Raw genomic sequence first — 11888 nt, 5'->3', positions numbered from 1 at the left:
CTTGTCGAGGCCGGCCTTCCCTGGATTCCCGAGTTGGTGGTGCAGGGTGATTTCTCGTTTGCTTCCGGTGTGGAAGCTGCACGCAAACTTTTCGCAATGGATGCACCGCCGACGGCCGTATTTGCCGGTAACGACGACATGGCATCGGGCGTGATATGGACGGCGTCCGAACATGGTCTGTCGGTGCCGGAAGATCTTTCGGTATGCGGATTCGATGACACACCGATCTCGCGCCAGGTGTGGCCGACGCTCACCACGATCCATCAGCCGGCCCGCGACATGGGCAGAATTGCCTGCCTGCAGTTGCTGGATGTATTGCGAGGATTCGGCCCCGGACGGATGGTGCAGGTGCCCTACTCGTTAAGGATGCGTGAATCCACTGCACCCACTCGCAAAGCCGCGCAAATAGCCGGGCATGATCAAGGTAACGGGAAAAACGCAGCGCCGCTTTGACCTGGGTCAATTTGACAGCGCTGTCATATCGGCGTAAAAAAACTTTCGATCACGCCGTGCTCGATATTTTAACAACTTTACTGACAGCGCTGTCATTAATACAAAGTGCAGGAATTTGCTGGTTTCCAGGCACCAATAACAACGGAGCCCCTGGGGGGGCGCGGGGAAGAACTACATGGGGAAGATCCCGAACATTTGCGATAACGGCCTGCGCACGCGCTTTGTTGGATGGTCGCTGCCAGTGGCGTTGCTCGCTTTGTCGATGGCGGGCTGCGGCCGACAACCGGCGCCGCAACAAGCCAAGCCGGCCAGCTTGGTGCAGCAAGCCAAGCCGGCTGCCCATGCGCAACAGGTCAAGACCGCCGCGGCAAGCCAACCGGCTATCGCATCGACGGTGGCGCATCCCTCCCAATGGCCGAGCGTGAAGCCGGCCTTTCCCCCGCAACCCAAACTCGAGCATCGCGTCCATGAGCTGCTTTCGCACATGACGTTGCGCCAGAAGGTCGGCCAGCTGATCCAGGGCGAGATCGGCAGCATGACTCCCGAGGACCTGCGCACCTATCCGCTGGGTTCGGTCCTCTCCGGCGGCAACGGTGGCCCCGGCGGCAACGCAGCCGCTCCGGCCGCCAAGTGGCGCGCACTGATCCAGGCCTACCACCGTGAGGCCATGCGGCCGCTCAAGAAGGGCGGGGTGGTGGTACCGGTGATCTTTGGCCTGGATGCCGTGCACGGCAACAACGACGTGGTCGGCGCCACGCTGTTCCCGCAGAATATCGCCCTGGGCGCCACGCACGACCCGGACCTGGTGCGCAAGATTGGCGCCGCCACCGCGCTGGAAGTGCGTGCCATCGGCGCCGACTGGGCGTTCGCCCCGACCATCGCCGTGCCGCAGAACAGCCGCTGGGGACGCACCTACGAGGGCTTCTCGCAGAACCCGCATCTGGTGGCCAAGCTCGGCGCCGCCGAGATCGAGGGCCTGCAAGGCAAGCCCGGGACCCCCGGGTTCCTCGACCAGGACCACGTGCTAGCCACGGCCAAGCACTTTCTCGCCGACGGCGGCACTCATGACGGCAAGGACCAGGGCGACGCCGAGATCAGCGAGAAGGTGCTGCGCGACATCCACGGCCTGCCATACGAAGCCGCCATTGCGGCCGGAGTGCAGACAGTGATGGTCTCGTTCTCCAGCTGGAACGGCGTGAAGATGTCGGCCAACAAGAGCCTGCTCACCGGCGTGCTCAAGGGCCGCATGGGCTTCAGCGGTTTCACCGTCTCGGACTGGAATGCCGTGGGCAAGGTGCCCGGCTGCACCGATGCCAGCTGCCCCGAGTCGATCAACGATGGCATGGACATGCTGATGGTGCCGGCGGACTGGAAGACGGCCTTCAAAAACCTCCTGGCCCAGGTCAAAAGCGGCCAGGTCCCGATGGCGCGGCTTGACGACGCGGTGTCGCGCATCCTGCGCGTGAAACTTCGCGCTGGCCTGTTCAAGTATCCCCAAGGTCGCCCGGACCCAGTGCCACTGTCGGTGCTGGGTTCGGCAGCGCACCGCGCGCTGGCGCGTCGGGCCGTGCGTGAGTCCCTGGTTCTTCTGAAGAACCACGGCGGCATCCTGCCGCTGAATCCGCACCAGCGCATCCTGGTGGCCGGCGAGAGCGCCAACAGCATGATGCGTCAATCCGGCGGCTGGACCGTCAACTGGCAGGGCACGGGCCTCAAGCCTTCCGATTTCCCCGGCGATACCACGATCTGGGCCGGCATCCGGCAACAGGTCCGCGCCGCCGGCGGCCATGCGGTGCTCTCGGTCGATGGGCACTACACGCACAAGCCGGACGTGGCCATCGTGGTGTTTGGTGAAAAACCCTATGCCGAGTTCCAGGGTGATCGCGACAACGTCGCCTACGACTACAACAGCGGCAAGGACCTGGCCCTGATCAAGCGCCTGCGCAAGGCCGGGATACCGGTGGTCTCGGTATTCGTCGCCGGTCGCCCGCTGTGGGTCAACCGCGAGATCAACGCCTCCAATGCCTTCGTCATGGCCTGGTTGCCGGGATCGGAAGGCGGTGGCGTGGCCGACGTGATCCTGCGCGGCCCCAAGGGCAACGTCCAGCACGATTTCCACGGCAAACTGCCGGCGGCCTGGCCGCGCACCGCGGTGCAGGTCGCGCAGAGCGCCGCCGATCCACAGTATCCGTACGGCTTCGGACTGACTTACGAGGACCATGATACCTCCGGGCCCTTGCCGGAAATCTCCGACCTGAACGGCCCGCTGATCCCGCGTGACCTGTACATGCATCACGGCGAGACCGTGGGCAAGTTCAAACTGACGATTGCTGAAAGGGCCGGAACGCCTCGCATGGTTGCCAGCGTGCCGGCCCGAACCCCCCACGGCGCGATCGAGGTCAAGGGCATCGACTACCAGGCTCAGGAAGACGCGCGCCAGGTCACCTGGAGCGGGCAGGGCGGCACGCTGTCCATCGTTTCGCCCAAGCCACTCGACCTGCAACGCGAAAGCAACGGGGACGTGAACCTGGTCCTGACCCTGCGCGTCGACAAGGTGCCGGCCGGTACCCGCGTGGAGATCGGTGTCAACTGCAGCGCCAAATCCTGCCAGGCACGCCTGCCGTTCAGCGCCGAACTGGCCACGCTGAAGACGAGCGGATGGACCCGGCTCGGCGTGCCGCTGAAGTGTTTCGACAAGGCTGGAGCGGACTTGAAGTCCGTGACCGCGCCGCTTGTCATCGACAGCCACGGGCCGCTGCAGATCACGCTGAACAAGGTTCAGGTCGCGTACGCGGCAAACGAGACGATGTCATGTCCTGCGCATTGATCAGGATGCGCGAGCACGGACTTGGCCAGGAATTTACGATGGTCGACCCCCGGCACATGCCGACGGGTCCGCCGCCAAGCAGCAAGCAACACTGGATTCGATATCCAGGCAACTTCGCAAGACGACCCGGCCGTTTAAATTTAAACCCGATCGGCCAGCCACAACAAAACCACGATGTTCGGGGGAGTAATCATCCATGAACCAAAGTAACCACACCTTGCAACGGCGCATACTGGTTTCGGCAGTGCTCATGGCACTGGCCGGCACGGCGTACGCGCAGAGCCCGGGCGCCGCGCAATCCGCGTCGTCCAATTCCAACAACACGAGCAGTCAGACCAAGAAACAGAAGAAAAACATCGCCAGCCGCCAGAACGCGACGAACCTGCAAGCCGTGATGGTCCAGGGCATCGCCAGTTCGCTGGAAGCGTCGATGAACATCAAGCGCTACTCGAACGGCATCGTCGACGGCATCGTGGCCGAGGATATCGGCAAGTTCCCCGACTCCAACCTTGCCGAGGCGCTGCAGCGCATCCCCGGCGTGTCCATCAGCCGTGTCAACGGCGAAGGCGCGCGCGTCACGGTGCGCGGCATTGGTCCCCAGTTCAACCTGGTGTTGCTGAACGGGCGCCAGATGCCGACGGCCAACATCAACGACACCAGCGCCTCGACGGATCGTTCGTTCGACTTCGCGCAGCTGTCCGCCAGTGCCGTGTCCGAGGTCGACGTCTACAAGACCGGTTCGGCCAGCACGCCCCCGGGTGGCATGGGCGCCACGATCGACATCATCACGGCACGACCGTTCGACAATCCTGGCACGCATGGTGCCGTCCAGTTCCAGGGCGTCTGGGATGGCTCGAACAACAACATGCCGTCGTCCTTGCAGTACGGCAGCACTATCGCGCCGCGCTTCAACGGCATCTTCAGCACCACCAGCGCCAATGGCGAGTGGGGCTTCGGCATCAACGGCAGCTACGAAAAGCGCAATTTCGGCTACAACAGCTCCTTCATTGATGGCTGGCAGACCTTCCGCAACAACGTGCCGTATGGCGGCTCCTGGGGTGGTGGTGTGGTGCCCCCGGCACCCAATTCCGTCAATGCGCCGGGCCCCAATACCGACTATTCGTTCCCGCAGGCGCTGCGCTATCAAATCAACGCCGGCCAGACCACGCGCATCAACGGCCAGATGGTCCTGCAGTTCAAGCCGTCGGACAACCTGGTCAACACGCTGGACTACACGTATTCCGAATACAAGGTCAAGAATCGCTACCAGCAGTTGTCGGCGTGGTTCGCGTCCGGCTACCCCAACTACAGCTCCTGGACCAATGGGCCCATCTCGGCACCACTGGTGTATTCCGAGACCTATAACACGCCGCAGGACCTCGACATGGCCGCTGGCCAGTCGGCGAGCAAGGAGACCCTCAACTCGGTGGGCTGGAACACCAAGTGGAAAGTCAACGACAAGCTGAGCTTCACGTTTGACGCCGCCCACTCCACGGCGCAAAACGGTCCCGACAGCCCCTACGGCAATAGTTCGACACTGGATGCCGTCGCATTCGTCCGCGGCACGACCACGGCCAACTTCACGGGCCGTTTCCCGATCCTGACCAATGTGTATTCGCCGGCAGGAACGAAGCTCAGCCCATCGCAAATGCTTTTCACGGGTGCTTCGTTCCGCAACAGCCACATGAAGAACACCATCAACCAGATCCAGTTGAACGGTAGCTATATCCTGCCGGACGAATCGGAGTTGAACTTCGGTGTTGCCTCGACGAATGTGCGCAACCGCACGGCCTACAACTTCGCCCAGGAAAACTACTGGGGAGGCATTCCCGGCACCTCGCCCGCCAACTACTCGAACTCGATGTTCCATTCGGACAACATGGGCCAGTACTTCGGCCAGTTCAGCGGTCACAACTCGCCTTCGTTCACTGACCAGTTCTTCAATTGGAACTTTGCCCAGGGTGCCCAGGCTGCCCAGAAAGCATGGAATGCCAATGCCGCAACCTTGGGGGCCTTCACGTTCGCGGCGCCGACCAACTACACCGGTCCGAATGCAACGGACGAGCGCACCACCGAGGATTCGAAGTCGGCCTTCCTGTCCTGGAACCAGACCTACTACGTGGCGAATCAGCCGTTGTACGTGTCCGCGGGTGTGCGCTACGAGAAGACCGATGTCACCTCCACTGCACTGGTGCCGACATGGAGCGGCGTCTCCTGGGCCGCGCAAAACGAGCTGTACCTGATTTCCAGCGGCAAGTCGGGCTTCACCACCCTGAAGGGTTCGTACAAGTACTTCCTGCCGGCACTCAATGTGGCCTACAACATCACCGACGACATGAAGGTGCGTGCCGCCTACAGCGAGACCATCGGTCGCCCGAATTGGGGCGATATCTCGGGAGGACAGTTGCTTACCTCCACGGTGCGCTTCGGTGGCGGTACCGGAAGCTCGGGCAATCCCGCCCTGAAGCCGCTGGTGTCGCACAATTTCGACCTGTCCTGGGCTTGGTATTACGGCAAGGGAAGCTACGTATCGGTTGATTATTTCCGCAAGAACATCTCCAACTACATCGGGACCCGGCAGGTCACCGCAACCCCCTTCAACCTGCCCACCCCGATCGGCGGCGCGTACTTCAACCAGGCTGTCAATGCCGGCGGATGCGCTTCGACTGATACGATCTGCATCAGGAACTACATCCTGACCAACCTCAGCGGACAGCCGGGCGTGAATGCCGCAACCGGCACCATCCAGGGCCAGCCGGGAGATCCGATCACGAAATTCTTGATCTCCGAGCCCTACAACGCCAGCAAGAAGTCCCTGCACGGTTGGGAATTCGCCCTGCAGCAGATGCTCTGGGACACCGGCTTCGGTGCCCAGGTCAACTACACCATCGTGCAGTCCCCGTTGCATTACGACAATTACAGCTATGGGCAGCAGAGCTTCATGGTGGGCCTGAGCAACTCGGCCAACTTCGTCGGCTTCTACGAGAAGGGTCCGTGGCAGGCACGCGCGGCCTTCAACTGGCGCGGCAAGTTCCTGACCGGCAACAACGACAGCCTGGGCATCGTCAACCCGATCTACACGGCGCCGTACGGCCAGTGGGACATCAGCGCGAGCTACAACATCAACAAGCAGCTCTCGCTCACCCTGGACGGCATCAACGTGACCAACCGGACCCAGCGCTTGTACACGCGCAATATCCACGAGTTGGTCTACCTCGCCCAGACGGGACCGCGCTACATGTTTGGCGTGCGGTACAAGTTCTGAGAGTAGTTCTCTTGCCACCGGCGCCCGCCGGTGGCAAGAATAGTGTTCTTGGGGCCGCTGGCTGCCAGCGGCCCTTTTTTCTTAGAGGCCGGGTATCCATTTCCCGCAAAGATTCAATCCATGACCCGACATGCCATCCTCAACAAAGACCAGCACCGCGACCTGCGCGTGAACATGTCCCACGGCGCCGAATATGGTGACGACATCATGTCGGCACTGACGTTTCCGGAGGAGTTCCACAACGTCCAGACCTACTATCCCATCGTGTTCCAGAAGGACGAGCAGGACAACTTCCAGCCGGTCGCGTTGTTCGGCCTGCGGCAGGGGGAAAACCTGTTTCTGGAGGGCTCCCATTGGGATGCCCATTACATCCCCCTGTCTGTACAACGCGAGCCATTCCTCATCGGCCGCTCTGCCAACGGGGATCATGTCCACATCGACCTCGATCATCCGCGCGTGGGCGATGAAAGCGGGCAGGCACTGTTTCATGACCATGGCGGTCCGACCGAATTACTCCAGCACATCAGCGATGTCCTGGGCATGCTGAATGCGGGTGTCAAGAACACCCAGGCCTACATCGAGGCCCTGCTCAAGCACGATCTCCTCGAGTCGTTCGTGCTGGACGTGAAGTTCGATGAAGATAACGAGAATCGTCTGGTCGGCTACTACACCATCAACCATGATCGTCTTCGCAAGCTCGATGGCAAGGCGCTGGAAGAACTGTCCCGGGCAGATCACCTGGAACCGACCTTCCTGGCGGCGGCTTCGTTGACCCACATGCGCGATCTCATCGAGCGCTACCGCAATAGGTACGCCCGTGGCTGAGCAGGTTCAGGAGCTTCATGGACTCGATCGGGAGTCCTTGCCGGATGATGTGCTCAGAAGCACTCAGCCCGTGTTGCTCCGTGGCCTGATGTCGTCATGGCCGGTGGTCCACGCAGCCCGACAGTCGGATCGCGCCGTGGTCGACTACCTGCGCAGATTCGACAGCAAGCGCACCGCGACGTTCCTGACTGCTCCGCCCAAGGTCAAGGGCAGGTTTTTCTACAACGAGAACCTCACCGGCTTCAATTTCACGCTTCACCACGGTCCGTTGAGCGCGACGCTTGAGCAGATCCTCAAGGCGTCCAGCCCGAGTGCGCCTTCCATCTACATCGGCTCGTCCTTGCTGGATGTCTATCTGCCCGGATTTCGCGCGGAGAACGTGTTCGAACAGACGGCCGAGCTCCAGGAACTGGCGAGCATCTGGATCGGCAATCGTTCGCGGATCGCCGCGCATCGGGATCTGCCGACGAACCTGGCCTGCGTGGTGGCCGGCAGGCGTCGATTCACCCTGTTCCCCCCCGACCAACTGGCCAATCTCTATGTCGGCCCGATAGAGTTCACGCCGGCCGGTCCGGCCATCAGCCTGGTCGATTTTCATGAACCGGACCACGCGCGCTTTCCGCGGTTCCGCGAAGCCATGGCGCATGCCCAGGTCGCCGAGATGGAGCCGGGCGATGCTCTGGTCATACCCAGCATGTGGTTCCATCACGTCGAATCGCTCGAAGCGCTCAACATCCTGGTCAATTTCTGGTGGCGCGACGAGCCGGCGTATATGGACTCGCCGTTCAATACGCTCAAGCTTGCCATGGTCAACATCCGGGACCTGCCGCCGGAGCAACGGCGCATCTGGCAGGAAATCTTCCGGCATTACATCTTCGAGCCAGGAGAGGCGACGCACGAACACATCCCGGAGGCGGCGCGAGGCATGCTGGCGCCCATGGATGAAAAACGCGCGCATGAACTGCGCAGCGCGCTCGTACAGAGTTTCATGCATCAGTTGAAAGGCTAAACCCAGGAGATCGACCCGTGAACGCCGCACCCCATTCCAGTGCCGATATGCAACGTAAGCCCGTACGCCACGTGGTGATAGCCGGAGGCGGCACGGCGGGATGGATGGCAGCGGCCGCGCTCTCGCGCACGCTGGGCAAATACATCGACATCACCCTGGTGGAATCGGACGACATCGGCACGGTGGGCGTCGGCGAGGCAACCATTCCCACCCTGCTCACCTTCCATCGGCTGATCGATGTCAACGAGCAGGAGTTCATGGCCGCCAGCAGCGCCACATTCAAGCTGGGCATCCAGTTCGAGAACTGGCGCAGCGTCGGCCACCGCTATTTCCATTCCTTCGGCACCACGGGGCGCGACCACTGGTCCGCCGGGTTCCAGCATTTCTGGCTGAAGGGTCGCGAACGAGGCCTGGCCAGCGACTATGGCGACTATTGCCTCGAGCTGACGGCCGCGATGCAGAACAAGTTTGCGCAGCTGCCCAACAATGGCATCAACTATGCCTACCACATCGACTCCACGCGCTATGCGGCCTTCCTGCGCCGTTTCAGCGAGGGTTACGGCCTGCACCGCGTGGAGGGCATGATCGAGCACGTGGCGATGGCCGACAACGGGGACATCCAGGCGCTGGTCCTCAAGGACGGCACCCGCATCGAGGGCGACCTGTTCATCGATTGCACCGGCTTCCGCGCGCTGCTCATCGGCAAGGCGCTGGGCGTGGCATACGAGGACTGGTCGGACCTGCTGCTGGCCGACAGCGCCTATGCCGTGCAGACCGAATCGGTGCGTCAGGCGGTTCCCTACACGCGCTCGATCGCCGGCGATGCCTGCTGGCAATGGCGCATTCCGTTGCAGCACCGAGGCGGCAACGGCATCGTCTTTGCCAGCCGCTACATGGACAAGGACGTGGCGCTCAAGACCCTGATGGACACCATTGAAGGCGAGCCCGCGACCGAACCGCGCCTGATCCATTTCAAGCCCGGTCAGCGCACACGCTGCTGGGAACGCAATTGCGTGGCGCTGGGCTTGGCCAGCGGTTTTCTGGAGCCGCTGGAGTCGACCAACATCCACCTGATCCAGCGCGGCATAACGCGCCTGCTGCAAGCTTTTCCGGAGATCGTCAACCAGGTCGAGGTCGACGAGTACAACATGCGAATGAGGGAAGATCTCGAGCATGTCCGCGACTTCGTCTTGCTGCACTACCATGTGACCGATCGGCGCGATACCGGGTTCTGGCGCGAATGCGCGGAGATGAACGTGCCGTTCTCGCTGCGCCATGTCATCGACCTGTTTACCGAAACCGGCAAGGTCTACAACCTCACCAACCAATTGTTCGCCGAGAATTCCTGGATCCAGGTCATGATGGGGCAGGGCATCACGCCGCGGCACCGGCATCCATCGCCGGACCTGATGGGCGACGACGAACTCAGCCGCTTCCTGGGAAAAATTCGCGGAGGCGTGGAGCAGACCGTATCAAGGCTTCCAGAGCACATGGACTACATCCGCAGCTATTGCGCGATGAAAAACCCATGAAGCCGAGTTGCGTCCGCTAGCTGCTGGGTACGGTGTCGTGCGCACCTTCGGCTCGGGTGGTCGTATTCACCGTACCGGCCACATACAGCGTGCGGCTGGGAAAGGCGAATTGCACGTCCATTTCGGCAAAACGCTCGACCAGGTCGAAGTTGATCCGCTGCTGGGTGTCCATGAACAGCGTGTAGTCCGGTTCCAGCATGGTGTAGACCACTTCGTAGTCCAGCGAGCTGTCGCCGAACTTCTTGAAGTGCGCGCGATCAAAGCGGACCTTGTCGTTGCGTTCGACAATTTCCCTGGTCACGTCGGGCAGTTCGCGCAGGCGTTCGGGCGGGGTGTCGTAGGTGACGCCGAAGGCGAACACGATGCGGCGCGTATCCATGCGGCCATAGTTGTGCACGGTATGGCTAAGCAATTGAGCGTTGCCGATGATCACCTCCTCGCCACTCAGCGAGCGGATGCGGGTGGTTTTCACGCCGACGTGCTCGATGGTGCCGGAGATGTCGCCGAAATTCACGAAATGACCCAACTCAAACGGCTTGTCCAGACCGATCGACATGGAGGCGAACAGGTCCCCCAACACGTTCTGCAGAGCCAGCGCCACGGCAACGCCACCTACGCCCAGGCTGGCGACAAAGGCGGTGATATTCACGCCCATGAAGTTGAGCGCCGCCAGCAGCAGCGTGGCCCAGACCATGATTCGCATCATCCATGCGAGCATGGCCATCACTACCGGGTTGCGCGTTTTCTCGGTCTGGATGCTGAGTTTGCCATCGACCCATGCGCGAATCGCCCGGTTCAGCCACAGACCGACCTGCAATGCCGCCGCCACCGCGCCCACATAGCCGATCAAGCGGGTGGGGCGGTCCTTCAGGCCCAGCACGTTGGCGCCGATCGCCGCGAAGATCACCAGCATCAGCCAGCTGCGGGTGTTTTCCAGCGCTGCTGCCATCATCGACATCAACGGGCGCGATTCGGGGGCGTAACGCTTGCGTAGCTGCTTCGCCGTGATCCGGGACACCAGCATGACGATGATGTAACCGAGCACCGTGATCAGTGCTGCGATGAACCACCGGTTCAGTGAGATGTGGAGAAAGCTGTGATGCGACAGCCAGTCCAGGATGTCGTGCATGGAGGGTCCGTGTCTGTAAGGAGGAAGTGCTTCGCGGCGGGCCCGGGGCATGCGCTGCGTGCAGCCATTCATGGTGCCAAATGCACAGCATCATCTCAAGCTGGACCCGGGCCGCGATGTCCGGGTGCATGCATCGGACAGGATTCGCGAGCTGATCGGATACTTCGCTGACGATGTATTTGTCTGGCGTTGATGCAGCATGCCTGCGGATCATCGGCCTGCATCAGGAAATGGTTTCTTGCGTCCTTGATCACGAGACGATCATGCGACTTCGGGCGCAATTCATAGGTCGTTTTCACGGTCAGAGTACGAGCGATTTCGAGTACTGGATCGGTACATGCGTAGGATAGGGCGGATCGTTCCAGCTGGATTCAGGAGAAGTCGATGAGCGTGATCTGGATCATCGTCACATGTGGCGGTGCACTGGCGGCACTGGTGACGGGGTTGATGCTGTTCACGACATGGAACACACGGCGCGCGCAACAAGCGGTCCCACCAACGGGCCATTTCATCAACCTCGATGGCGTGCGCATGCACTACCTGGACCAGGGAAGCGGTCCGGTGATCGTCATGGTCCACGGTCTGGGCGGCAACCTGCGTAATTTTTACCGGTTGGTCGACGTGCTTTCGGCGACCTTCCGGGTCGTTGCCGTGGACCGGCCAGGCTCGGGGTATTCGGTCGTGCAGAGCGGGCCGCACCCGGGTCTGAACGAACAAGCGTCGATCGTTGCCCAATTCATTCGCGCGCTGGATCTGCAGCAACCGGTGCTCGTGGGACACTCGCTGGGAGGCGCCCTGGCGCTGGCGCTGGCGCTTGATCATCCCGGCTGCGTGCGCGCGCTGGTTCT

General features: G+C 61.7%; 8 protein-coding genes. 7 read left to right on the top strand and 1 reads right to left on the bottom strand.

The genetic code is table 11. The features are described from left to right. The 6 genes from PF446_RS09155 to PF446_RS09130 form a co-directional block, all read left to right on the top strand. Nucleotides 1-453, top strand: a 453-nt coding sequence (locus tag PF446_RS09155) for a substrate-binding domain-containing protein (RefSeq protein WP_298071123.1), incomplete at its 5' end; no start/stop codon positions are given. A 175-nt stretch (nucleotides 454-628) separates the two neighbouring features. After that, a complete protein-coding gene (locus PF446_RS09150; protein WP_298071122.1) occupies nucleotides 629-3280 on the top strand; it encodes an exo 1,3/1,4-beta-D-glucan glucohydrolase in 2652 nt (883 codons plus the stop codon). A gap of 196 nt (nucleotides 3281-3476) precedes the next feature. Then, nucleotides 3477-6545, top strand: coding sequence for a TonB-dependent receptor (locus PF446_RS09145; RefSeq protein ID WP_298071121.1), 3069 nt, complete (start codon nucleotides 3477-3479; stop codon nucleotides 6543-6545). A 120-nt stretch (nucleotides 6546-6665) separates the two neighbouring features. Then, nucleotides 6666-7370 (top strand): SapC family protein, encoded by a 705-nt coding sequence (locus PF446_RS09140; protein ID WP_298071120.1) that lies wholly within the window; start codon nucleotides 6666-6668, stop codon nucleotides 7368-7370. After that, nucleotides 7363-8379, top strand: coding sequence for a cupin-like domain-containing protein (locus tag PF446_RS09135; protein ID WP_298071119.1), 1017 nt, complete (start codon nucleotides 7363-7365; stop codon nucleotides 8377-8379). The genes PF446_RS09140 and PF446_RS09135 overlap by 8 nt, the downstream gene beginning before the upstream one ends. A 47-nt stretch (nucleotides 8380-8426) precedes the next feature. Beyond that, nucleotides 8427-9911: a tryptophan halogenase family protein gene (locus tag PF446_RS09130; protein WP_298071118.1), complete on the top strand. Its 1485-nt coding sequence runs from the start codon at nucleotides 8427-8429 to the stop codon at nucleotides 9909-9911. A gap of 16 nt (nucleotides 9912-9927) precedes the next feature. Here PF446_RS09130 and PF446_RS09125 read toward each other — a convergent pair whose 3' ends face one another. After that, on the bottom strand, nucleotides 9928-11040 hold the full coding sequence (locus PF446_RS09125; protein ID WP_298071117.1) for a mechanosensitive ion channel family protein: 1113 nt from the start codon (nucleotides 11038-11040) through the stop codon (nucleotides 9928-9930). A 384-nt stretch (nucleotides 11041-11424) separates the two neighbouring features. Between PF446_RS09125 and PF446_RS09120 the strand changes: the two genes are divergently transcribed. After that, nucleotides 11425-11888, top strand: a 464-nt coding sequence (locus tag PF446_RS09120; protein ID WP_298071116.1) for an alpha/beta fold hydrolase, incomplete at its 3' end; no start/stop codon positions are given.

Origin of the sequence: Oleiagrimonas sp. (assembly GCF_027858935.1) — a bacterium.
GTDB lineage: Bacteria > Pseudomonadota > Gammaproteobacteria > Xanthomonadales > Rhodanobacteraceae > Oleiagrimonas.
Note: the sequence above shows the minus strand (reverse complement) of the source record. Positions and strands in the feature narration are given on the sequence as shown.

Excerpts from the sequence above, each read along its gene's own strand:
- PF446_RS09150 (WP_298071122.1), top strand. The coding sequence starts at position 629 with ATGGGGAAGATCCCGAACATTTGCGATAACGGCCTGCGCACGCGCTTT.
- PF446_RS09145 (WP_298071121.1), top strand. The coding sequence starts at position 3,477 with ATGAACCAAAGTAACCACACCTTGCAACGGCGCATACTGGTTTCGGCA.
- PF446_RS09140 (WP_298071120.1), top strand. The coding sequence starts at position 6,666 with ATGACCCGACATGCCATCCTCAACAAAGACCAGCACCGCGACCTGCGC.
- PF446_RS09130 (WP_298071118.1), top strand. The coding sequence starts at position 8,427 with ATGCAACGTAAGCCCGTACGCCACGTGGTGATAGCCGGAGGCGGCACG.
- PF446_RS09125 (WP_298071117.1), bottom strand. The coding sequence starts at position 11,040 with ATGCACGACATCCTGGACTGGCTGTCGCATCACAGCTTTCTCCACATC.